The following is a 25,927-nucleotide window of genomic DNA, read 5'->3' on the forward strand; positions in this document are numbered from 1 at the left end:
TACTAAATAGTCGTTTGTTAATAGGTTGCGCTGGGCGGTTTTCGAAATGTATCTGTCCGGCGGGACGACCACCCTTCTTCCTGCCGCCGCAGCATCCAAAGCGGACGCGCCAGCTCGAGTTCCCAAGCGAACTGCTTGCGAAATAGCTCTTTGAACTTCTCTGGATATTGAGCGGCCAGATTGTTTTGCTCGCCCAGGTCTTCAGCCAAATTAAACAACTCCGCCGGACGGTCAGGGTAGCGCAACAGTTTCCAGTCTCCATCGCGAATCGCGCCGCGGGTTTCCATTTTCCAATGCAGCACCTGATGCGGCCGTTCTTTGTTTGCGCCCGTCAGATACGGAACCATATCGACTCCGTCGAGCCCGTCAATGGCCCCCGGATCGCCCCCGCCCGCTTTGACGAAAGTTGGGATCAAATCCAGTGTGATCAACGGATAATCATACACTGCGCCCGCCGCTAATTTTCCCGGCCAGGAAATCAGTCCCGGCACCCGAATGCCGCCTTCAAGTTGCGTGGCTTTTACTCCGCTAAAGGGGTAGTTGCCGGACCCGTTACTATCTGTTGGTCCGCCGTTGTCGTTGGAGAAAACGATGATCGTGTTTTCGTACAACCCGAGTGCTTTGAGTTTGTCGATGATTTGCCCACACGCACGATCCATCGACAACGTCATCTGCGCAACCGCCCGACGCTTTCCTTCCAGCTGAGGAAATTCAGCCGCATCTTTCGGATCCGGTTCCATTGGCGTGTGGACTGCGTTGAACGAAACATAGGCAAAAAAGGGTCCCTCTTTACTGCGTTCAATAAAGTTGCAGGTTTCGTCGGCGAGCACATCGGTCAAATAGCCTTCGTGCTCCTGATAATTTTCGAAACCGCGTTCCATCAATTTTTCCGGCGGAGCCTTACTGGGGTTTTTATAGGCAAAGAAGCTGCGGGCTCCACCGCGAAAACCATAGAATTCGTCAAAACCGCGATTGATCGGATGAAACTGACCTCCCTCTCCCTGATGCCACTTTCCAAATACTGCGGTGCGGTAGCCTAGTTCCTGTAGATAATTTCCCATCGTCTTCAAGTCGGTCGGAAGCCCCATGGCTTCACCCTCCAACTTGCTACTCTCGCTCATGATTTTTGGAATATTGATCTCTTCATAGCCGAAGCGCTGCTGATAAATTCCTGATAACAATCCCGCCCGTGACGGGCCGCAGGTGGCACCACTCACATAAAAATTGGAAAGCCGGACCCCGTCTTTTGCCAATTGGTCCAGATGAGGGGTTTTGAAATGATAACTATTGTGGAACCCGAAATCCCCATAGCCGGCATCATCAGAAAACAGCAGGACAATATTCGGTTGATTCGCAGCCATCAGTTGATGAGCCGTCATACACAGTGCAATCAATATCCATTTTTTCATGTGAGTTCCTTCTTCTGCATAATCCGGCTACGAAAGCAGCCGGATTAATTTTAGTTTATTTTTTTGGAGAGATAACTCGCCGTCCATCCATCGATTGCTTCCAACCGAGCGTACCGGAATGAGCAGGCACCCCTACGTTCGAGCGGTTAGCGTCTAGGTTATTTAGCAACACGTCTTCACCATTCTCTTTATCGTTTGCCCTCGACGGGATAAGCAGCCCCCGTTTGTTCGGTATACGTCTGGATCGTCTGTTCGCCAAACATGTCGAGAATCAACGCGTGGAACTTCTGTTCCTTTTCGGTCAGTTGCGATGTATCACCCCGACCGATATCGACACGGTAGTCTTTTTTCTGCCAGGGGATATTCCGATCAAAGATCGTTGCATAGCGTTTATAATGCGGTCCGTCGACGCACCCTTCGACCCATTGCTGATGAAAGGCGTCATAGTGTTTCTGCATGGATTTCAAGATCGCGGACTTTTCGGGCGACTGGGCCACGTTATTCATTTCATTCGGATCGCGCTTCAGGTCGAAGAGCTGTTCACAGACGGGTACATTTTCATCGGCATAGCACCAATGGATGTATTTCCAATCTTCACTCACCACGGCTAGCGCTTTAGGCATATCCCGATTGAGTACATCCCAGTTTTGAACGAGCCCTAACTGGGTGCGAACGCGATGATCCGGGTTTTGAATAGACGGAACCAAACTTTTTCCATCCATTTGAGCCGGCACGGGCACACCGGCCAAATCGAGCATCGTCGGCGCGAAATCAATATTGGCCGCTATCGCCGGGGTCTTCCTGCCGCGAGCCGCTTTCGGGGTGCGCGGGTCGTAGATAATCAACGGAATGTGGGTGGCCTGTTCATAAGGAAGCGCCTTGCCCTGCAGTCCGTGCGCACCACAAAAATATCCGTTATCCGCCGTATAAATGATCACGGTATTATCCGCCACGCCCGCCTCTTCAAGCGCCTTGACCACCATGCCCACAGCCGAATCAACACCGGATATAAGCTGATAGTAGACCCTCAAATGATCTTGGTAATGATCTTTATCCCACCGGTCGCGCTGCATGTACTGCCGTCCCAGTTTAGGCTGTATCGCTAGGTTATCCCATCCCTCCTGATCAAACCCGGCGGGTTCTGAAAAACGAACCCCCGCATATTTCTTTTGATCTTCGGGATCGATGACATTATACGGCGCATGCGGGGCCTTAAAACTGATCGACAGGCAAAATGGCTGGTCTTGCTTGGCAGAATCGACAATAAAGTCCCGGCCAAATGCGCCCAGCGCGCGCGTTACATGGGGGTATTCTTTCGCATAAGCCTTCATGGCCTTATTTTTTTCGGTCAGATAATTCCCCTGCGAACCTTGAAGCCCACCCCACACATCAAAATCATCTTTCGCACTGGTCTGCGCCGATACTTCACCTTCAAGATTAAATCCCCACTTCCCGGCGAATGCGGTGCGGTAGCCCGCTTTTTTGAGCAGCATCGGATAGGACGAATTTTTCCAATTCGACAGACTCACCTTGCCGGTCAAAAAATTACAGCCCGTTTTATACTCATACATACCCAGCATGGTCGTTGCCCGCGACGGCATACAGAGCGGGGTGGTCGCATAACAACGTTCGAACAGCACGCCACGCGAGGCCAGTTTGTCGAGATTCGGCGTTTCAATTTCCGAGTTCCCCATACACCCCATCGCCGTCGCCTGATGATCGTCAGACATCAAATAGACGATGTTCGGTCTATCATCGGCGACGCTATCCAAGATCAAACACGCCACTGCCGATGCTATCGTGATCAAATATTTCTTTCTCATATGTTTTCCAGAATAAGGGACCAAGTCGCTCTACTTAAATCGCACCTTCAACGTATGGGCATAGTCGCCGGAGCTTCCCTTTGGAAAAGTGACATGAAGGCCGTCAACGGTTTGGTTCCAATCCAGTGGTTTGACGCTTCCGAGTAAATCGACGCCCACAATTTCACCGACCTTCGACTGACCGATGCCCAAGTTTTGGATCACGACTGCCTGATTGGCCTCGGGCGATTGCAGAACAAATGCGTAGAGCGTTTCCCCTTTGGTGGTGAAGCGAATGACGGGTTTTGCGGAACTTTTGCTCCCAGTTTCAGCTGTGATTTCGCCTTCGCCGTACATATGCCACGGACGGGTCCCATAGATGGCCTCGCCATTCACTTTAAACCAACGCCCCACATTTTTGAGAAGGCTCACTGTTTGATCATCCAATGTGCCATCCGCGCGAATCGGCACATTCAGCAGCATGTTTCCGTTTTTGCTCACGATGTCGATGATCTTGTCCACCACCTGATCCGGCGTCTTATACGTGGCATCCTTAACATACCCCCAGGGGCCGATGGAGTCGTCCGTCTGCCAGGCATCCTCTTCGATGCCGTCGGCTCTGCCTCGCTCGTGATCGAGCGATCCGAGACCTTCCACAAAGAGGCCAGACTTCCGCTTTTTATAACACAGGAACCCTTCGGCGCGGGTGTTGTAATAATAGGCCATCAAATCCAAGCCGGTTTGACTATTCTCTGGACCCATAAATGGAATCGCTCCATCAAAATAGAGATGATCCGGCTCGTAATCATCGATCAGCTGCTGCAGACGTTTAAACCAATTCTCGCGCCAAGCACGGGAGGTTTCTTCCGGCGGATTAAACAAGGTTCCCTGACCGTTGTTTGGCGGATATAGGCCTTTCCCTTCGCCACGGAGTGCATCGTATGGAACGCCTTTTTTCGGCCCCGCCACATCGGCTCCATTCGCCGTGTTAAACCAGTTGTAACTGCGCTGAAGATGCGTCGTGACGCCCCAGCGAAGTCCCGCTTTGTCCGCCGCGGCTTTCCATAGGCCGATGAGGTCTTTCTTCGGCCCCATCTTGGTGGCGTTCCACGGGTTATAGGTTGAATCCCAGAGATCAAAATTATCGTGATGCACCGCGCAGGGCGTGAAATATTTTGCGCCAGCTTCTTTAAAGAGCGACACCAGCGCATCCGGATCAAAGTTTTCAGCCTTCCACAGGGGAATGAGATCCTTATAGCCGAACTCCGAAGGATGTCCGTAGGTTTTCAGATGGTGATTATACGCATCGGTCCCTTCCATATACATATAGCGCGGATACCATGCGTCCATCTGCGGCACTGAATAGATGCCCCAGTGCAGATAGATGCCAAACTTTGCATCGCGGAACCATTCCGGACATTCATACTGTTTCAGCGACTCAATGGTGCCTGCAAACTTTGGTTTAGTCTCCGGGTAGTCTTTCACACAACGGACATAAGCCGATCCAACGGCCCACTGCTCATGACGATAGACAAACGGATCCTCACAGCCCATGGACCAACGTAGTTCAGCTTGCCCTTTGCGATGGCCGACCGACCACCAACTGGATCGTTCGCCTGGCGCTCGACTCGTTCCGACAAACTGCACCCCACCGGGCAGCGCGTTGAAGCCCACCTGATCCACCCCATTGCCATCGTTCTGCCAGCCGGTTTTGCTTTTAAGAGCTTTTCCCGCGACGTCAGCTCCGCCCATCGCTTCAACCAGCGAAGCCCATTCCTCATTCGTGGCAATATGCCATCCTGAGGGTGCGGCTTTAGCTACGATTTCAGGTTTGTACATTCGCCCGTATTTTTCGCCATTCGCGGCTTTGCGACCCCAAGGCCAGCTACCCCCCAACTCAAAATTAAGGTTTTCCGCCATCCAAGTATGTTCACCCACTTGAATGGTTTGATAGGTCTGTCCGTCACGCGGGTCGGTAAAGCTGCCGCCCTGAGCCGCAGTCCATGCAAAAGTGAGTGCAACGCACATTAAGGGGGTTCTGACATTCATAATTATTCCTTCTCGAAAAGAGTCCATTTTTCAGTGTTTATTTAAATCGAATCTTCAACGCGTGAGCATAGTCGCCGGTTTTTGCTTTCGGAAAAATAACGCATAATCCTGCGTCAGTCTGCTTCCAATTCAGCGTTCCGGTATATCCAAGCAACTCGACTCCAGCAATGGTTCCAACTTGGGGTTGATTAGATCCCAGCTTTTCAATCACCACCGGCTGTCCGTTTTCCGGCCAGTTCAGAACAAATGCATAAAGCACATCGGCTTTGGTCACGAAACGGATATCACTGCTGGTCATGCAAGAGGTTTTATCGCGCTTACCAATTACGTTTTCACCTTCACCATAGGTATACCACGGACGCGTTCCATAGATCGCTTCGCCATTGACCTTGAACCAGCGACCACAATTTTTAAGCAAATCCGTTGATTCCTGATCAATCGTTCCATCGGCTTTCATTGGAATGTTCAACAACATGTTTCCGTTCTTGCTGACGATATCGATGATCTTATCGATCAGCACATCGGCATTCATATATTCGTCGCCCGGCATCGAGCGGCGATAGCCCCAAGCACCAATCGAGTCATCGGTCTGCCACGGTTCTGGATGAATATCATCCGCCTTGCCTCGCTCATGATCCAACGACCCCACACCCTCAACGACAATGCCCGACTTCCGTTGCTTAAAGCAGAGGAATCCTTCCGGGCGGGCGTTGTAATAATGAGCCATAAACTCCATGCCCGTTCTTCCTTGGTCATCTCCCGCAAACGGAATCGCCCCGTCAAAATACATATGGTCCGGTTCATAATCATCCACCAGCTGTTTCAGACGTTTCAACCAGCTTGCGCGCCACTCTCTTGACATCGTTTCCGGCGCATTCAGTGCCCAGGTCTGACCATCATTCGGCGGATAAAAACCGTGGCCTTCGCCCTGTGCGGCATCGTATGGGATGCCCTTCATCGGGCCGCACACATCCGCATCATTACACCGACTCATCCATTGATAATTTCGTGCAAGATGAGTCGTCACCCCCCAGCGAAGGCCCGCCTTATCTGCCGCGGCTTTCCACATTCCAATCAGGTCTTTTTTCGGCCCCATGTTCACCGCATTCCATTTGTGATATTTGGAATCCCACAAATCGAAGTTATCGTGATGCACGGCCACCGGTGTAAAATATTTAGCACCCGCTTCTTTAAAGAGACTCACCAGCGCATCGGGATCAAACTTTTCCGCCTTCCAAAGCGGAATCAGATCTTTGTAGCCAAATTCAGACGGGTGACCATAATTTTTGAGATGATGGCGATACTCTTCCGTGCCCTGCCAATACATGAACCGGCCGTACCACGCCTCCATCTCGGCTACCGAATAAATGCCCCAGTGCAGATAAATGCCAAACTTGGCATCGCGAAACCATTCCGGACATTCGTACTGCTTGAGCGATTCTACTGTGCCGACAAACTTCGGTCTTTTCACCGGGTAATCTTTTACGCAGCGCACCGAACGGGCATAAGCCTCGCCGTGCTCCAGACGGTAGACATAATCGGTATCGAAACCCATTGTCCGATGACGAGCGACCGGTGTCGTCCCTTCACCCGCAGACCACCAGCACCCATCCTTGCCAAGCTGACGAGGTGTTCCGTCAATAAACCGATCGCCGCCCGGCAATGCACCGAACCCAATGGAATCGGTTCCATTGCCCGCATCCTGCCACCCCTCGGAACTCTTCAACGTCTTTCCCGCCAGATCGGCACCGCCAAATGCGTCAACCAACGCATCCCATTCAGCGTCTGTCGCCACATGCCACCCTTTTGGAGCAACGCTCAAAGCCGTTCTGAATTTATAAAGCCGTCCGTACATTTCACCGTTAGCCGGATCATCGCCCCAACACCAACTTGCGCTGGTCTCGTAGTTCAGATTCTCTGCCATCCAGGTGTGTTCACCCACGGTGATGGTTTTATAGCTTTGACCGTCCCGTACATCGGTAAAGGTTCCGGTTTCAACAGCCCCCTGTGCAGCGAAAGCTCCGGCGAGGAGTAGCAGATTCAATATCAACGTTTTCATAATCATTCGTCCCTTAGGGTTCCCGCTTATTTTCCTGTGATGGGCACTATGAAGAACCGGTACTGTGTCGGCTCCGCCTTGGTTCTATAGTGTTCATCCGTAAGTGGTCCGCACGATCCGTTGCCGATACCGGTCACCTTGGCCGCAATCCGCAGTTCCGTCGTGGTCGATTTTTTTGGAAGGTCAATCGTATGCATCGCCTTCTCTAACTCATCCTGTGTATAGGGTAGCGCACTCATCGATAGCGGCTCCGGCGCGATGATTTTTAATCCGTTACCAGCTGCATCGCTGATCGTCATCCAGCGCACCTTTTCGCGGTTGCCGTGATCCTGCGGGCGAGGATACGCCACATAGTTTTCCGCAACTTTTGCGGTGTGGATGCCGGTCCAAGCTCCATAACAACGGTCCGGATAATTTCCGTGAGGCCCCTGACCATAGTAGCTGACATTCTCAAACTCCGGTTTCAGCGGAATCCGCAAGCCGATCCGGGCGATCCAATCGGACGGAGTTAACTTGCCAGCAGCTGTCACAAACTCCTGAACCTCGATCTCCCCGAACCCATTGATGGTCCAAGTCTGAACTTCATCAAACCCGCCCCTTTGTCCGCTCATGAACGTATTCTTCACCGTAACCACCACGCATGCGTTCTGTTCCGCAACCGTTACCTTGGCAGTGCCTTGACGAATAATATGATTTAAGCCCTCTTTCCGATACGCGGGGAGTTTAACCAAATTTCGGTTGAGACTAAACAGATTATCGATCCATGCCTGCGAGTGGTCAAACAGGCGGTCGCGATCGCTGGAGGTCAGAAGTTCATGTCCATTAACACGCAATGAGGTGAGTAACCCACTCGTTTGATTAAATACCAGCGACACGCCATTGGCCGCTTGTACGGTCAACTTTCCATCGGCCTGCATCACCGTAGGCGCCGAAGCGGACGTCGCGAGTTCATAGTGAGTCCCCCCTCCCAACGCAAATTCAGAGAAGGTGATTTCATGCCCCTTCGGGGCCCATGACGCATCCTCTTTCAGCTCAAATCCGACGCGAAGCATATATTCATGGTTGGCCGTCATGAGAGAGCGGTCAAACGGCACCGTAATCGTCTGCGTCTCACGCGGCTTCGCATTCACATCCAATAGGCCCGACTGAACCGGGATCCCATCTTCCAGCAACTGCCACTTCGTTTTAAAGTGATCCATGCTGAGCTGATTCAACCGGTTCAATACCGAAACCGTACCCGCGTCCAGCGATACAGCCTGCATCGTGAAGGGCTCATAGCATTTTTTTACCTCGGCCAACTTCGGCGTCCAGCTCTGATCGGACATCACCAATCCATTCAAACAAAAGTTTCCGAACGATTCCTTATCGCCCCAATCGCCGCCGTACTGATAGTAAACGGTTCCGTCTTCAGCACGCGCTTCTACGCCCTGATCGATCCAGTCCCAGATACACCCGCCGTTGAGACCATTCTCCTCGTTGGCATAAAAGTGATCCCACACCTCTTTCAGCGAACCCACCGAATTGCCCATGGCATGGCGATACTCGCACATGAAAAACGGGCGCTTGTCGACATCGCGGTTCGCCAGATAGCTTTCGGTCCGTTTAAACACGTTGTACATCGGCGTTACGGTGTCCGGCTTATCCAAACGCACGGAATTCTCGCTTTTCCATTTTTCACTGAGACGATTTCCGCGATCGCACATCACCAACCGGCTCGGATCGATCTCTTTTGCACGGTCATACTGCTCGTCAAATGCTCGACTCCAGCCATGGCCCTGTTCATTCCCCAGCGACCAAATTAAGACGGATGGATGATTTTTATCGCGCTCCACCACATTCTGAATCCGGTCAACCGCTGCGGCCGTCCACTGCGGCCGATTGCCCGGCACATCTTCAAACCCATGACACTCCACATTGGCTTCATCGATCAATGCCATTCCGTAGCGATTACAGAGATAGCCCCAACGCTCATCATTGGGATAGTGCGACGTGCGAACCGTGTTGATGTTGTTCTGCTTCATCAGTTCCAGATCGCGAATCATATTTTCAACCGGTACGTGGCGTCCGTACACCGGATGATGATCATGACGGTTCACCCCGCGAATATGAAACCGTTTGTTATTAAGGTGCAAGTTACCGTTGATCTCCTCAAACCGGCGGAAACCGGTGTCGATGCGCGTCACCTGTAGCGTATGGCCATCGGAGTCTATTAATGAAGTCACCAGCGTATACAGATTCGGCAAATCCGGACTCCACAAGTTCAGCTTCTTCAGCGTCAGGTCGCCCCGTACAACCAGCTCGGCTCCGCTTTCAATGGACGCCAGTTTTTCATCCCATGTTTTGACCGGTTTGGTTGACCCGTTTGGCACTAATTCAAAGGTCACTTTTGCGTCTTTAAGCGCCGTCGAAGCCGTGTTCGCCAACGTAACCTGATAGGTCGCCGCAATCTTCTTCAGCGATTTATCCGGCGTGCCGCAAAACTGAATATCGCGGATACTTTGTTGCGGTTCGAACTTCAGGAAAACATCGCGATAGATCCCCGCAAAGCGGATCATATCCTGCACTTCCATATAGCTGCCATCCGTCCAGCGAAACACCTTCAGCGCAATCAGATTGCGCCCTGGGGTCAGCCACGCTGAAATATCAAACTCAGCTGGCGTCAGACTATCCTGACTGTACCCGACTTCCGTCCCATTCACATAAACCTCGACGCCCGCTTCCACCGCGCCGATCCGTAAAACCGTCCGGCCCACCAGTTTTTCCGCGGGCAGATCGACCCATTTGCGGTAGCACCCGACCGTTTGTGCGCTATCCGGAATGAATCCCAGCGCTTTTGAACGCTCGATCTCGCCCTCGCGGAACCCTTCTGCCCGCTCGCCGGTTTCCCAGTTGTATTCGTACGGAATGAATTTGTTCAGGTAATAGAGTTTATCAAACCCGTTCGACTGCCACACGCCGGGAACCGGCATCTGCGCCCACTCCTTCACCGGCATTTCAAGCTGATTCCAATCGCGAGGAACCTCAGCGACACTGCCATACCAATTAAAGTCCCACTCACCATTCAAGCTCTGATAAGAATCGCTGTTCCATGGGTTCTTCAGATCCAACGGCTTCAGCGCATCCGCCCGATCCGCATAGATCGTAAATTCGGCATGAGCCGGCTCTTTATTAATGCGAAACACCGTCGGATTCCGCCAGATTTCGGACGCCTGAGCCCCGCATAAAACCGTAACGATGAATAGGCATGTAGCGATTGTTTTTCTTTTCATTAAAGCATCTCCATTAATTCAATATCCAAAAACCGGAATAGTCCGCACGGAACGTCAACCGTGGCAGTGGCGGTGGCATTGTTTACTGAAACCCTGAGCTTATTCAGCACATCCGTTATTTTACGCGGCGTCACGGAGTTAAAGTGGATCGTCACGGTTTGATCCGATGGATTCAAATAGCCCCCATCAATGAGCGTCAGACGCAGGTGGGTCGGCGAGGTCTGAGCACAAACCCATGCCACATCACCCGAGACCGTTAGCGGCAGTTGATTTGCGGCGGATTGAATATCCGCTTCCACCTGTTTGTAATAGGTTTCCGCCGAATAGGTTTTCGTCCCATCCGCGGAATAATATTTTTTTCCGTCCGTGATATATTCCTTCATGATGTCGCGATAGAGCGGGTGAAGATGATCCACCAGCCTCCCGCGAGGGGGATTCAACTCGGCAAAGACGCCTTCCTGCGGCGGTGTAATCAAAACCATTCCATTTGAATACGACGGCAGGAAGTTCTGGCGCCGATCCAGGGTGCCCGCGGCATACTTTGAAAAGTCCCATTCCACTACCGGCGCACCCGGCCAGGAACCATTCATCCGGTTGAAGACCATCGGTTCGCCTTTTTCAACGTATTCGTCCCAGAAGGTCGTCCACTTTACGCCGGTGCCATCATTCATATAATCCATGTCCGGCTCAATCATGCTGAGATGAACCGGGCTGAAGCTGACGATTTCCTCGCGCTTGGGGATATACAGCGCCCCCTTGGCAACCAGCTCCCAATAGATGCTGAGGTATTCCTGATCCACCGGATGGTTGTTCAAATATTGAGCCCCGCTGGATAGATGATAAACCAGCATTCTCAGGAAATGATTGGGCAGGCATTGCTTGGAAATTTGACGCAAGCGGTCAAAACTCGGATTATCCGTGGCGCACCGGGTTCCCCAATGATCCACCGCTCCGCTGGCCCATAACCCGAGGCGGCCGGCAATACTCAGATCCATCGTCTTGTCCGAGGTCTCTTCCATCGACGGCACAGCAACCTCGGCAAACTCGCCAGACAATAATTTTTTCCACGCGGCCTGATAGACATTTCCCTGCCAGTAGATGTTTTTGTTGCGCAGAAAAAGGGTGGCATTTTTCCCCTTTGCATGGGTCGCCACCGGATCAAACAGGTTATCGACCAGATAGGTCAGATTCTCGCTATAATCGCTCATTTCCGGCCAGGTAATGACCGTCTTCTTCCCTTGAGCGCCATCGATCACCTTTTTCAGCGTTTCCGGATTGTAGAAATAGGGATCGTTTCCATGGCCGCCCCAAAACTGAATGCCCGGAGCGCCTTCATAGGCGGGAAGCAGCGTATCCAGCACCCCTTGCTGCGTGAGCGTGTATTCCTTTTTGCGGTGCTTTTTCTCCCTGTAATACTCGTTATCGATGTCCGTACGCCAATCCCGCAGCTCGGCATTGCACCTGGCTTGGTTCAGGAAAACCATATGATCGTATTTCTTCATCAACGAATCAGCCAGCTTCTCGACCCCGCGCGTTCCTTCCGTCATGAAATAAACGGGGACCGGGTCTCGTTCGTAGCTCGGTTTTTTAAACGTCTCCAGCTGCTGCCGTGCGGCGGCTGTATTCGCAAGAATCGCCTCAATTTTACCGGGTGGAGTCAGGTTTTCGTAGTCGGCTTTCCAATTGGATTGGCGCGGATCGATAAGATGAATGCAACTGCCCCCGCTTTGTGCGCTGGCCAGGATAAATCGTCCTTCTGAATCTTTGCACATATCGTTGAAGGCATAGCGGCAGGTCAGCGCCTCTGTCTTATCGCCATCTAGATCGGCCGGTGCCAGCAGGATATTCGATCCGTAAAAAATGGCATATTGCGTTCCGCCCGAACCGTTCTTGAGCAGTTCAGTCTGGGGCAGCCGATAGCCCGCGCCGCATGCTGCATTCAGCTTACGCGTTTTCGAAATATCCAGCACCGTATTCTTGTCCGACGCGATATCGTAGCGGATCGCTCGGCCCTGATCGCGGTTTTTGGAACTGCCCATCAGAATTTCATCTGTCCCGTCCCCATCCGGATCGAGCGCCCGGAAATCCCCGACCACCATTCCGCACTTACGGCTGAGAGATGGCAGATCCGCCAGCACATCGAACAGGTGGAGATATCCAGGCATCTGCATGTTGTTCATCACGCCATGCACCGCCAGTTTTTCGACACCACCCACCTTCACCGGGCGCAGGAAATTGGCAATATGTGTTCCATTGGGCGGCAAATGGCCATGCATCGACCCATAGGCCTTTTCTTTGCCATACGTCGAAGATGCAATGGTCTTAACCAGCGTCCCTTCCGCGGTCAGATAATAAATGTTCAGGTCATACCCGCCGCAAACCACATAGGGTGTCCCCGGCGCGTCGTGCACAACACAAACCGCATACATCGGCGCATCATTCTGCCGGAACGACCACTGGACGACCCCGCGAAGATTCAGGCAGTACAGGGTTCCGTCGGCGTTGGCCACCAGGATTTCATCATTCCCGTCGCCGGTGATATCCGCACACCAGAGGTCATGCACCATGAACCCCGACAGCGGATTTTTCCAACGTCGTGTTCCATCGTACTTAAAAGCGGCGATCGTGCCTTCATAACTCGCGCCAACGATCAAGGGGGAGTTCCTGGCCGTAGCTGCCCGCACCTTCATCATGGTGTATCCAGTATCAAAACTCGAAATCGACTCTTTCCCAGATGCCGCAACAGCAAAGCAGAGCCAGAACAAACAAAAATGCATCCATTTAATCATATTATTGCTTCGCTTTACGTTTAAGGCGCGCTAACGCGCAATTGGGAAAAAAGCTGGTTTGGGTCCGTGCTAATCAACACCTTGTCGACAAGCAGAGTGTCATTGCCGAAAACGACTGCGCCGCACAGAACCATTATAAAAAATACTGTTTTATTCATCTGTTTTCCCCTCCGAAGCCTCACGCACCACTGAGGCCTCGAAAAGACTGAGTTCTACATTCTCTTATGAGTTCAAAGCCAAACGGAACTTTGGGATGAAAAAATTAAAAAATAAACGGCGGCGAGAAAATGTCGCAACAGGGAACGCGGCTAGCGATCCACTTCAATGATCGCCACATCCACATCGGACTGGATGTGTTTTTTGAGAGAAGAGACCAGCCGTGATCCGCGGGGCACAACGACTTTGGACAACCGCGGCGTATAAACGGTTCGATCCACCACCAGATTTGGACACTCGCTGAAATCGAAACTCGTTAGCGAGGGATGACTCAGTTCTGCCAACAGCACCTTGCCAGTCGTCGTAATTTTCAAGTCGCGAATCGGGATAAATCGCAACAGGTTGTGCCCTGACTGAACCTTCTTGGGTAAGAAATGGAGCGCCTCCTGATCGCAGTGAATGTGCACCGCATTGGACCGTTTCTCCACCGTCATCGAAAAGTGATCGTTTCCACCGTTGTAAAACGCCAGTAGCGCTTCCACCTCGCTGGCCCGGCCCGACTGCGGCTTCGAACGAGCACAGTAATACGCATACAACTGTTCCATGGGGCCGGCCAATTTTCGGTGCATCGGTTCCGCCGCATGCAACACCGCGATCATCTGCTCCGACGTGGGCCGGGACTCCGGCCCGAACTCATAGTCGGGAAAGGCATTCGCGAGCTTCAAAGAGGCCTCATGAAAATAGTCGGTCTCCTTGATCACCTCTTTAAAATTCAACATCAGGAAATTGAGCTTGAAACGCTCCTTACGGGCGGGGGCGCATTCCGGGTCGAGCTGAAGAGCCACCTCGAGCATCTGGCTGGCCTGGGCAACCGTCGGAACCGGGCGCGAGAACATACTGGATCGGATCAGCTTACTGACCGCCACCGTTAACTCCTCGGCTAGCTCTCGCCTGACGATCTCTGACTTTTCGGAGAAGGCCTTGTAATCTTCGGAAAGCACCGTCACCTCAGTGCGCAGCGCCTGAGCGTGCTTGCGTTCCTCCTCGGCGACCAACCGTTGCTGGCCCAATCGCTGGATAAACAGAACCGACAACACCGTCAGCAACAAAAAGGCGGCCAGGGTAATCGACGATGAAACCTTGTTGCGCCCGATGAACAGAGCGGCTTCTTTAAAAAAACCGGAGTCTTCTGCATCGGTTGAAAAGCCCCCAAGATAACTACGAATTTCCTGTTGAATCTGCAGAACAGATGCATACCGTGCATTCGGATCGCGCCGGGTGGCTTTCAGAACCACGGCATCTAAGCTCTCGGGAATCCGGCGCTCCGGGAACCGCGTGCACAACGACTCCACACCGCGACACACGGTCCCATCAAAGACCTCGTCAACCGTGCCCTGGAAGGGCGGTTCCCCGCACAAAATCGTGTGCAGAACGCACCCCAGCGCATAAATATCCGTCCGCTCATTCTTGGCCAGATCCTGCTGAATCTGCTCGGGAGCCATATACCCCAGCGTGCCTTGTACGCGGCCGAAAAGGGTTCCATTTTCCTCAAACCGCGCGGACAGCGAATCCAGATTTGCTTCCGGATCGCCGCACGTCAGACAACGGCCCAGTCCCCAGTCGCAAACCACCACCTCGCCAAACTGATCGCACTGAATATTTTCCGGCTTCAAATCGAGATGCACCACACCGACAGAATGGGCATACGCCATAGCGTCGCAGACCTTGAGAAAAATATCGAGCAGCGAGGAGCGCGACAGGACCTCCCCGCTTTGCAGCAGGTTGGCAAGGTTTGATTCCCCCTTCAGCGTCATCGAAAAAAACGGTCGCCCGGACGCCTCTGTATCCGCATCGTAAACTTTGATGATATTCGGATGGCTCATCGACCCGATCAGCTGCGCTTCGTGCACAAACAGCTCATAATACTGCAGTCCCCGGTCCTCCCGCAGTTTGGCAAGCGCAACCCAGCGCTTCATCTTGCAGTCATAGGCCCGAAAAACCTCTTTCAGCCCGCCACGCCCCAGCAGCTCCTGCTGCTCATAGCGCACGGCGCATTTTTCCCACGCCAGGAACGAGGGGCAAATCAATTCCAAAACTTCGTCATCGCGCCGCGCCGCTTGATCAAACATCTGCGAAAGGCGCGGGTCCGGTTTATACTGTTTGTATTTCTCGCTCATGGTTCTAAATGAGCTGTCAGCTCCAAAATCTCCAGATAGATCAGCCGTTTTGCCTTTTTCTTCAGCGAATAAACAGACGCCAGAGTGAGGCCGGTTTTTTCTGCGATCTCCGCGGCGCAGAGCCCTTCGAGCGCCAGTTCAAACACCTCCACGGCCTGGCTGCGGGATTGACTCCGCACCCGCGCCATCGCCTCCGTGGCAATGTAGGTGCTCCATTCCTTTTCAATAAATGCATCGATCTCCGGCGACTGACTGCCCGAGCCAAATCCACCCTCAACCTCCAGCCGGTCAATTCGCCTCTGCTCGGAGGCGTTCTTTTGATACTGGGAGACTGCGGTATTGCGAATGATCGTAATCAGCCACGTTCGGAAGCTTCCTCTGGATTTATCATACCGCTTCAGACTGTTCAGCACGCGAACCAAAACCTGCTGGGTAAGATCATCAATATCCGACGGATTGGCATTCAGGCCGTGCAGCACATAATAAATGAAGCGCTTGTAATGTTCCACCAAGCGCTCCCACGCCTCGTCGTCGCCGAGGTCCAGGGCGCGATGCAACAAGGTGTAACTGGTATTGTGTCCACTCTCCATAAGCTATGCATCCTAGCTTAGCTACATCCGTCTAAATCAAAACTAATTTCGTTATAATTGCTGCGGCCTGAATGAATGTACCCCGTTCGTTCGTCATCATTCCCGGCGGGAACCAGGATCGCCCCCGCATCAACCTCCAGATGAACATTGCTCTTCATCCTGACGCCATCAAAATAGAACGTACCCGAAGGAATGTGCACCACTCCGCCATTGGCGTTTGTGGTCATATCGTCGATCGCGGCCTGAATCGCAACCGAATCATCATTGGTGTCGGAACCGTTCGCGCCGTAATCCGTCGCCAGATCGACCGTTTGATCCACCAGGTGAATGGTTTCCGTGTAAAAATCACTCTCCGCCGGTTCTACAGCAAAACTTGATATCCGCAGTCCCATGATCAATGCGGTTAGAAAAATCCATTTCATATCGACGTGCCCCTTTTTATGCCTCGACTGCCACGATACGGCTATTTTCGTATAGAAATAGAAAAAAGCCCCTGCGTTAATTAGTTACTCCGCCTGCCCGACAAAACTGCCCGCCTAAATATGAAAAAAACGCCCATCGCCCCCACAGTCCGCACACGGCTCCATTAAATAAAAAGGCCCGAAGCTACTGTGGCAGCTCCGGCCCACTCGTTTCTAAAATGGCTCATGGACACCAATATTTCCATACCTTGGAACCCGTACCGACTGGTGATTGAGCGCAAATCGCAATCAATCTCCGCCTGCTCCTCCAACCATCTTGTCCCGCCATAGCCTCCGGCGACGGCGGATGGAAAACATCATTTTCTAAAATTCATCGGCTGATCCGTTTCCTTTTTTACTCGATTACTAGATTACGGGACTGACCCTTTCGAGGCTCCTGGATCGTGGAATAATCAGCCCCATCCATTTTGACAACAGACGGTTGGGGAATTACGTCGCAAACCTCATCGGTCAATTCGCCAACAGACTGTTGGCAAATTTCATCCGCACGGTAAAAACGATAAAAAGCCCGACAATAACGCAGGTTTTGCGGGGAAAAACCGGTCATGTCGGGAAAAGCTTTCTTCAGATCCCGACTGAAAGAATCAATAAAGGCGCTGCCCCATTTGGCCGTGAGCTCACGCTCCACAATCTGAGCCCCCAGATCATGGTAGAGCCGGATCAGTTCGCTATTGGCCGAAATCGCCGCCCGGACTCGGCTGGCGACAATCCGGCTCTTAATTTCCGTCAGCCAGTTCTGATATTCAGATGTTAAATAAAAATCCATCCTGTTTCCTCAGCTTCTCGGGGGCGATCACCGTGGCAGGTGCTCCGCCTGCTCTTCCAAATATTTGAACTTCCATCTTAATCGTTTTCTGAAATTTATAGGCTGACCCATTTCCCGCCATAGCCTCCGGCGACGGCGGATGGAAAACATCATTTTCTAAAATTCATCGGCTGATCCGTTTCCTTTTTTACTCGATTACTAGATTACGGGACTGGCACCTTTCGATGACCCTTTCGACGATTACACCTTCCCGAGATGATCAATCGACATGTTTTCGGAAATCGTGTCATGAGGAATCAGCCGGTAGTGCCAAGGCTTGCCTCCGTGTTTGGCCGCATAGTCTGTTGCATTCCTGCACCACTTCTCGGCGGCATCTTTTTTGGCAAGCACTTCGGGGTCGTCCATTTTATTGCGGGCTTTCGGCTCCAGCATGTAGATGGCATCTGCCGTTTCAGCCACGAAGTCAGGCTGATATTCGGGGTGATCCGCCCCTAGCTTGTAGAATATCTGAAACTGGCCTTTGGCGGGTTTGAACCATTTATCGGCTTCGCGGTCGAGAATAACGGCGAGAATGCGTTCGCCTTCGGCGTCGAATTTCTGCACCGGGTAGAGGCACTTTTGGAATCCGCCAAACAGGTATTTGGACATGTTGCTCTTGTCTTTGGGCGACACCTTGAAATCCAGCGAATCCTCGGTGGCTGAAGCCGTGTAGGCGCTGGACTTCAGCTCGGTAAAGCCCTTGCTGATGACCACTTCGTATTCAACCTCTTCGTCTTCCCAGTAGTGCTCCTGCATTTGGGCGTGGATGAAGGCTGCGATTTCCTTCTGGTGCCGCCAGAGGATTTTTTTGGTCTCTTCTTCGCTGAGATAAGCCCTGAAATGATTGACCGTTTGGCTGGCGAGTTCGTAGAGCAGGTCGGCGTGCTTTTCGTAGTCGATATCGTCGAAGTCCACGAGGCCGCTGGCCGTGCGGATGACGGCATCAGCCAGCGGATGGCCGATTCGGTAGAGGTGGGCTTCGCCAGTGCGCCGAGGGAGTTCATAAAGGCCGATGGGTGTCTTTTCCGCAATCTCGGAAAAAGGCGCAGTGAGGAGACGGAAAGAGCCTTCGCCCTGAAACTCGGCATGGCCGCTCAACTCATGCCGAGAGAGACGAATGAGCTGGCGCTCGAACTGACCAAGGATCGCTTTCGAGTCTTCATCGCGGATCTTGAGCTTTTCTCTGACCTCGTCATCAAAGTGTTCGAGGAGTTTCTTACGAGTAGAGGTCATGGCTTCATTAATCTCAAAGCTTAATTCCAGTTGTAAGGTATCAAAGGCTTCCTTGATCTCCTCGGGCTGGCGGCATTGATGATAAATCGTGGCGATGCGTTTCTCGAAATCAACACCGGAACCGATGGCCCCGAGGACTTCGTCACTGGCGCCAAAGACACCTTCGAAAAGGTGAAATTTCTCAGCGAGGAGCTGATAAACGCGCTGATCAGCGGCATTCTTCTTGTTGAGGAAGTTAACAACAACTACATCATGCTTCTGCCCGTATCGGTGGCAACGGCCGATGCGCTGTTCTACACGCTGGGGATTCCATGGGAGGTCGTAGTTGATGACCAGCGAGCAGAACTGAAGGTTAATCCCCTCCGCCCCCGCTTCGGTGGCAATCATGATGCGGCCTTCGTCGCGGAAATAATCAACGAGCGCGGAGCGCATATCGGCGGTGCGGGAACCCGTGACGTGATCGCTGCCTTCGTTGCGGACTTTCCAAGCCTCGTAAATCTCTTTGGAGCGCAGGTCGGTGTTACTCCCGTTGAAGAGGACGATTCCCTCGCTCCATTCGCTTTCTGAAAGGAGCCGAAAGAGGTAGTCCTGCGTGCGGCGAGATTCGGTAAAAATGATGGCCTTTTCGGCGGCTTTTAAACCGGAAACCTTATTGAAGGCAATTTTGAGCGCACGGAGGAGCGCTTGGCCTTTGGCGTTGTTAGTGATGGAGACGGCCAGTTCAGCAAACGCCTCCAGCTCAGCAATCTCTTCAGCGAGGGCTGCGCGGTCGTTCTCAGACAGCGGCTCGACAACGTCGTCCTCGGTCCATTCATCGGCGGTTTCACCGAGCGCTTCGTATTCCTCGTCGAGTTCGTCCACCAGTGAAAGGCTCTCTTGCTCAGCGAGATCGCGACCAAGGCGGCGGGCCATGGTCTGCAAGGCTCCGGCGATGGCGAAGGTTGAGGAGGCGAGGAGCTTCCGCAGGACCAAGGTCATCAAGGTGCGCTGGGCGGGAGGCAGGGCAAAGAGGTTGTCGCGCGCAAGGTATTCAGAAACGAGCTGATAGAGCAGCTCTTCGCTCTCTTCGGGCGAGAACTCTTCGACGATGGCGTGCCGGGCGGTGTAGGGCACGTATTGCGTGACCTGGCGACGCAGCGTGCGGTGACAGAGCGGTGCGATACGGGCCTTGAGTGCGTCGAAGGTTCCCTCCAGACTGAGATTCGCGAACTGCTGACGGAAACTCTTCAAGTCGCCGAAGGCGTGTTCGTCGATAAAGGAGACGAGCCCGTACAATTCAAGCAGAGAGTTTTGAAGCGGTGTCGCGGTGAGGAGAACTTTGGGGCGACCTTCGAGGGCCTTCTTCAGGGTGTTGGCAATGACGTTGCTGGTTTTATAGACATTACGCAGGCGATGGGCCTCATCGATGACGACGAGATCCCATGGCGTGGCGACGACATCCTCGGCCTTGTTGCGCGCGAAGTGGTATGAGCAGATGACGAGATTCGGCTCATCAGGCTGAAAAGGATTGGCACTGCCTGCCTTGATAGCCTGCTTGTAGGATCGGGCTTCGAGGATCGTGGCCGGAAGGAAGAATTTTTCCGCGAGCTCCTGATGCCATTGCTTGCGGAGGTTCGAGGGAGTGATGATCAGGATGCTGCGCTTCCGTTCGGCCCATCGCTGAGAGAGCAGAATTCCCGCCTCAATCGTTTTTCCAAGCCCGACTTCATCGGCGAGCAGCGCGCCATTGGAAAAGGGCGATTTAAACGCAAACAACGCAGCATCAACCTGATGAGGATTTAGATCAACCTGAGCCCCCGCCACGGCAGCCGCGAGTTTTCCAACACTGTCCGAAGACCAGCGACGGGTAAGCTCGTGGGCAAGGTATTTAGCTTGATGGTTCGTGAGTGGCATGAGTTCTTTCCAGATATGTAAAATCTGGGAAATAGTAAATAGCAACTCCCTTTTCAGCAAGCATATCTATCGATGCGATTTCGGGAAAACCACCAGAACACGGCGCGCTCGGGCCGTCGATGAGCTCAGGACAGGCGGTCGCGCCCTACCTTTTCTCTTCTGCTTTTTTTGAGATCTCTTGTGGCTAATCAAATTCCATTCCGCACCGTTTTCGTGTGGTTCGTGGTTAAACCCGACACGTCCGCTGCGGAGCCAGCGCCACGGATGAGTACATCCTGATGCGGCTGCGCAGCAGATTTATTGATGCAAAATGATTTGGAGCAAAATGATTACAGTACGGACGAGGATAGGCAGAATGATGTTCGGCAGAATAATAAAAATCGGCCAGTAAGATTGTTCTGCCGTCCATTGTTCTGCGAAACACCCTCCTGCAAAGCGAGTTAAGGGTGGTTAGTGGTTAAACCCTTCGTAAAATTTCTGCAGGTTTTCGATAAAGGCCCGATCCTTTTCAAGGAGGTTGGCCGGGTCGACGGGTTCAGAGTCATAGGGACCGTTATACTTCAATAACTGATAGCCCTTCTTCCGTTGTGGAATGATTCCAACATCGATATTTCTCAAGCAGATCTTTGCGTCGTACTTGAGGAAAACGAACTCCTTGTTGCGCGTCCCTTTTTTGAACAGCACCGGCGACAGGCTTAAGCCATCACCGGGATAGTTTGCCGGCAACGGCGCGCCGCTCAGTTCACACAGCGTCGGCAAGACATCCGAAAACTCCACCAGCTCGGTTTGATTCACTTCAGGCTGAATGCGGCCGGGCCAATTGAACACGAGCGCAACGCGCGTTCCCTCGTCGGTTGCCTGCCCCTTCCCGCCGTGGATGTCACGCCCAGACCATTGGCTCGTGATGGATTTTTCGGTCCCGTTATCTCCCGTGAAAATAATGAGGGTATTTTCGCGGAGTCCATTCCGCTCCAGTGTATCCACGACTTGACCCACGATCTTGTCGACATACGCCACCATATCGACAAAATGGGCTTTCGCCTTGGGAGTTGGAATTTTTGGTTTTCTGCCGCCCATTGATTTCGGATCCCAGTCTGCGGAATCCGGAGTCGCTTCAAACGGCCAATGCGGCAGGATCATCGGGTAGTAGGCGAGAAACGGACGATCCTTGTTCGTTTCGATAAAATCGCAGATGAATTTGGCGCAGATATCGGGGCCGTATTCGCCGTTGTTAAAATCGACTTCCTTCCCGTTAATTTCAAGATGCGGGTTCGGATAGCGCGTGTCGCCTTTTCGCCCCGCGATGGTACGAGTCCGTATGTGCTGCCAGAGGCAGGCTTGATCAAAGCCAAAGTGAGTTGGCGCATCCAGTTCCCGGCCGAGTTGCCATTTGCCCGCAATCGCCGTGGCATAACCGGCCTGCTTCAGTTGATGGGCGAACGTCGTCTGCGAGCGATCCAGCGTGCCGAATTCAACATAGTTCCGCGCGCCGTACAGACCGGTCATAATCTTCACCCGCGACGGCGTGCATTTCGGATTGGAAAAGCATTGTTTGAATCGGATGCCGCCCGCCGCCAGCCGATCAATATTCGGCGTCAGATAGTCGTTCGCACCGTTGGCGCTGATGCACTCATAACCGAGGTCATCGGCCATGATCAGCACAATATTGGGGCGTTCGGCAGCCCGAATGGAAAGCGCGGCGACAACTGCAAAAAAGGTGAGTATGTTTTTTTTCATATGCTTAGTTGTCCTCAATTAAAAAAAGTCCGTTGGCCAGCCCGAGCTGCTTTGGGGTTAATGATGTTTTCCAGACAACCTGTTTATCGCGGGTGACTTCGAAGATTGGGGTCTCTCCTTTGGGGCTCATGACCACCAGATTGCCGTTTTCACGAATATCGAACCCTGTAAACCAACGCGATCCGGCTTCTGGCACATCTTCGTGCGATAATTTCCAAACAATCTCTTTGGCGGGGCTGACTTCGATAATGCCTTCACGGCCACTGATCAGGGTATTTCCGTTCGGGAGGCGCTCCGCCTGAAACGCGAGAAGAGGCACGGGGTATTCCCAGACAACGTCTCCGTCGAGCGTGTATTCGGTCACGAAATCACAGTCCGCTTCTAGAATGAGAAGGTTGCCGTTTTCGAGTTCCCGAACCTTGTTAATGCTATGCTTGGTGTGGTTCCCTCGGACCTTCAGTGTGTGTAGGATTTCGCCTGCTGGATTCACGATAAAAACCGCACCCTTCAGCGAGGCCCCGATCAAGGTGTTCCCGTTTTTCATGCGATGGCAGGAGAGTATATAGCGGCCTTCCATCTCATATTCCCAGCAGGTGCGGCCTTCTGCATCTAGTTCACGCACACCACACTGAGGATCAACCGGATCCTTTTTTCCGGGCGTGTTATGCGTATAGAGAATGTGCCCATTGGGCAGCTGGTGCACATCCCGAACAATACCCTGCGTGGTGCGCCACACGATGTTGGATCCCTGCTCGATTTTGAGCAGTTCGGTCTCGCTGCCCACCCACATCGGGCAAGGAGCCGCACCGGTTGAAAACACAACCGAAGCGACGGCGAATAATGGTATAAGTAGGGTTTTAAACTGCATCGCGTATCCTTTAATAGCAGGTGTTTTTTGAGGCAGGCTTAATCTTGCCGCCCGTCACGTCCATGCCTTCACAGACATCGGGTGCCGAATTGATCGATTCTGAAAACGTTTTGTTTTCATACGGCGGAGCCGGGCGACCTTCCGGGTAATACCAGCTTGCCTCAAAATAGCGTCGATCCACGTCGAACACATCAATGGGATCCTTGGCGTTATCATAGGTTTCCGGAATCATGCCGTAGCGCTTCATTTCGCGCACATACTCAACGCTCGGCTTGAACCCTTCCATGTGCCACCGCGGGTTGGTCAGGATGTAGTCGTGCGCATCACGAATCGTCTGCAACAGCACCTGATAGTTCGGGTCCTCGGTCGATTTGAAAAAGGCGTGATCAACGGTTTTACCGCCTTTCATTTTAACGGTGCCTGCATGACCACCGGCTTCCTTTGCCAATGCTTTCATCAGGATTCGCGACTTCTCCGGTTGCGTGAGGTTATACAAGGAGTAGACGATACGCCCCCTCGGCCGACCATCCGCAGAGACCAGATCGATGGGCGGCAACTTTTTTTTCCCATGACATGCCGCGCAATTGGCTTCCAAAATCTCAGCAGCTTTTTCTAGGCTACTTCTCTGACGTTCCGTCAGGTCTTTATCGGATCGGCAAGGGATCATCCCAACACCGAATGAGCCGTAGGTGCCGACTTGCGGAATGCCGACATGAACCCAGTGACGCACCAGATTGACCTCTTCGGGCGAGAGTTCGGCATCGTGATGGCTACCATCAAACTTTTCGAAGATAGGGCTGGCGACGTCGCCGACACTGCGCGGCGGGGTATTGCCCACCCCGTTCCGATGATGCGAGACGAGCCGTTTTTCATCCAGGTTGATATAGCTGTTAAAAAAGACGGTGCCATAGTCGCTGCTGAGGTCCAGATCACCAGCCAGTTTGTCCGGGTTATGGCAGCTGGCACAGTGCCGGTCCCAGATGGGCTGAATATCGCGAGCGTAGTCGATAATCTCCGGAATCCCTTCAATCGGGGTGATCGGGGTGGCCGGTCGGGTTAAGGCCTGCAGGGATTGATTGAGGTTATCCGGTGTTTTATTTCGCTCCTCATGGCACCCGACACAGCTGAGCACTTCGCCGGGAGCGACAGACAGGAAGCTGTGCATCCGCTTGACAGTGACGTCATTTTCGTCTAGCGCCACAAACACCATTGGACGATTAGCAGGGACCTCAAAATGGGCAGATCCGTCCGCTTCGACCGGCACGGTTCCTAGAATCCGCTCAATCGTATAACTACCGCGCGGAGTCACCGGGATATGATCCCAGATATTGCCGCCGTAGTTGATCGGCTTGGGCAGCGTTTCGAGAACCAGCAGCTTACGGATATCACCCTTTTTAACGCCCTTCATATTGCGACCCACATGCGCGCTGTTCAGAATCAGCGTGCCGGTATTTTTAGCCAAATTGATCCGATCCGGCATCCGTGTTTCTCGTTGATAGGCCTTCACTGGGCGTGGTTCATATAAAACCAGCTCAGAATCAAACTCATCCGGCAGCGAAAATAGAACCGTTTCGTTTCCTTCCCGATCGAGCGCGATCAGATTGCGCCCGTTGGCCGCAAGAAACAGATCGCTTGTCAGCGGAAACGGATCGCAATAGCCCATGTTTTTCTCGATCGTTTTCCCTTTTTTATTCACTGCCTTAATGGTTCGGCTGACATCACGAAGCGACTGCAGGTCGTCCGGCCCGTTCATGGGATCCAACAGGGCGATCGCTCCCGTATGATCCGTCTGACCATGTTTAGGTGAACGAACAAGCAGGATCTCATGGGTGCCAGGAACCGGCTTGGCGTCGATGAAGACATTATTAGGGTGCATGTTACCGAAAAGTATCTGAGTTTGGGTTCCGTCCGGATTGACCGTCCATAAATGGTGAAACTTCATCTGGGAGCGATCAACATATTCCCAGCGTGTAAACATCAGGCGTCCGTCCGGCAGCATCCACGGCGTATTATCCTGCTCGACGTTGGCCGAAAGCTCGCGCATGTTGGTTCCATCCGCATCACAACGGAACAGCGTGGCCACCTGGGAGCCGAAGCAGTTGACCCAGCGGCGGGAGCGGCTGGAGATGAAGGCAATGCCGCCGTCGGGCAGATAGGTCGGCTCAATATCGGAATAGATCCCGTCGGTCAGCTGTTTCAAGTCGCTGCCGTCCAGCTTCATTTCGTAGAGATGAAACGCATCCTCCCCTCCTTTGCGCCAGGAAAAGATCATCTTCTCGCCGTCATAATGAATCTTCGGATCGCGCAGCGTTCCGGTTTCCGTTTCAATCAATTTGGTCAGCTTACCGGTTTCCAAATCAACCACGCAGAGCGCACCTCCGTGCAGATAATATTTTTTTTCGGCATCGGTGGCGTAGTAGCCAAAGTTGGCGTACCAGTGATGATTCGTGCTGTGTTTGCGGGCGGCGAAGACGACCTTCTTTCCGCCGCTTGCACAGACTGCTTTAACCACATCGGTACGAGACGGAACCTCCGCCTGAACACTAAAGATCGGCGCGGCAATCAGCAAACTGAACTGAAGCGTTCGACACCATATTAATCGGTTCATA

Annotated in this window: 14 protein-coding genes; all 14 read right to left on the bottom strand. The window is 52.8% G+C overall.

Annotation, left to right across the window (positions count from 1 at the left end; all coding sequences use genetic code 11):
- Nucleotides 1-17: 17 nt before the first annotated feature.
- The 14 genes from SCARR_RS02820 to SCARR_RS02885 all read right to left on the bottom strand — a co-directional run bounded on the left by SCARR_RS02820 (nt 18) and on the right by SCARR_RS02885 (nt 25,926).
- Nucleotides 18-1,409, bottom strand: a complete 1,392-nt coding sequence (locus SCARR_RS02820; protein ID WP_136060000.1) for a sulfatase-like hydrolase/transferase — start codon at nt 1,407-1,409, stop codon at nt 18-20.
- Between the two features lie 188 nt (nt 1,410-1,597).
- A complete protein-coding gene (locus tag SCARR_RS02825; protein WP_136060001.1) occupies nt 1,598-3,232 on the bottom strand; it encodes a sulfatase family protein in 1,635 nt (544 codons plus the stop codon).
- Nucleotides 3,233-3,262: 30 nt separating this feature from the next.
- Nucleotides 3,263-5,260 (bottom strand): alpha-L-fucosidase, encoded by a 1,998-nt coding sequence (locus SCARR_RS02830; RefSeq protein WP_168432937.1) that lies wholly within the window; start codon nt 5,258-5,260, stop codon nt 3,263-3,265.
- Nucleotides 5,261-5,297: 37 nt separating this feature from the next.
- A complete protein-coding gene (locus tag SCARR_RS02835; RefSeq protein ID WP_168432939.1) occupies nt 5,298-7,319 on the bottom strand; it encodes an alpha-L-fucosidase in 2,022 nt (673 codons plus the stop codon).
- Between the two features lie 26 nt (nt 7,320-7,345).
- Nucleotides 7,346-10,588 carry a glycoside hydrolase family 2 TIM barrel-domain containing protein gene (locus tag SCARR_RS02840; RefSeq protein ID WP_136060004.1) on the bottom strand — a complete coding sequence of 1,081 codons (3,243 nt, stop codon included), beginning with the start codon at nt 10,586-10,588 and terminating at the stop codon, nt 7,346-7,348.
- A complete protein-coding gene (locus tag SCARR_RS02845; protein ID WP_136060005.1) occupies nt 10,588-13,377 on the bottom strand; it encodes a PQQ-binding-like beta-propeller repeat protein in 2,790 nt (929 codons plus the stop codon). The genes SCARR_RS02840 and SCARR_RS02845 overlap by 1 nt, the downstream gene beginning before the upstream one ends.
- Before the next feature lie 308 nt (nt 13,378-13,685).
- Entirely contained in the window at nt 13,686-15,710 is a 2,025-nt protein-coding gene (locus SCARR_RS02850) for a serine/threonine-protein kinase (protein WP_136060006.1), read from the bottom strand.
- The gene (locus SCARR_RS02855; RefSeq protein WP_136060007.1) at nt 15,707-16,300 is read right to left on the bottom strand and encodes an RNA polymerase sigma factor; all 594 of its coding nucleotides are present in this window, start codon (nt 16,298-16,300) and stop codon (nt 15,707-15,709) included. The genes SCARR_RS02850 and SCARR_RS02855 overlap by 4 nt, the downstream gene beginning before the upstream one ends.
- Nucleotides 16,301-16,317: 17 nt before the next feature.
- Nucleotides 16,318-16,722 carry a glycosyl hydrolase family 28-related protein gene (locus SCARR_RS02860; protein WP_136060008.1) on the bottom strand — a complete coding sequence of 135 codons (405 nt, stop codon included), beginning with the start codon at nt 16,720-16,722 and terminating at the stop codon, nt 16,318-16,320.
- A 394-nt stretch (nt 16,723-17,116) separates the two neighbouring features.
- A complete protein-coding gene (locus SCARR_RS02865; protein WP_136060009.1) occupies nt 17,117-17,548 on the bottom strand; it encodes a DUF1016 N-terminal domain-containing protein in 432 nt (143 codons plus the stop codon).
- Nucleotides 17,549-17,788: 240 nt separating this feature from the next.
- On the bottom strand, nt 17,789-20,713 hold the full coding sequence (locus SCARR_RS02870) for an SNF2-related protein (protein WP_136060010.1): 2,925 nt from the start codon (nt 20,711-20,713) through the stop codon (nt 17,789-17,791).
- 450 nt (nt 20,714-21,163) lie between these two features.
- Nucleotides 21,164-22,450 carry a sulfatase-like hydrolase/transferase gene (locus SCARR_RS02875; protein WP_136060011.1) on the bottom strand — a complete coding sequence of 429 codons (1,287 nt, stop codon included), beginning with the start codon at nt 22,448-22,450 and terminating at the stop codon, nt 21,164-21,166.
- 4 nt (nt 22,451-22,454) lie between these two features.
- Nucleotides 22,455-23,318, bottom strand: coding sequence for an aryl-sulfate sulfotransferase (locus tag SCARR_RS02880; protein WP_136060012.1), 864 nt, complete (start codon nt 23,316-23,318; stop codon nt 22,455-22,457).
- 10 nt (nt 23,319-23,328) lie between these two features.
- A complete protein-coding gene (locus tag SCARR_RS02885; protein ID WP_136060013.1) occupies nt 23,329-25,926 on the bottom strand; it encodes an HzsA-related protein in 2,598 nt (865 codons plus the stop codon).
- Nucleotide 25,927: the final 1 nt, after the last annotated feature.

It is taken from the genome of Pontiella sulfatireligans, from assembly GCF_900890705.1.
Classification (GTDB): domain Bacteria; phylum Verrucomicrobiota; class Kiritimatiellia; order Kiritimatiellales; family Pontiellaceae; genus Pontiella; species Pontiella sulfatireligans.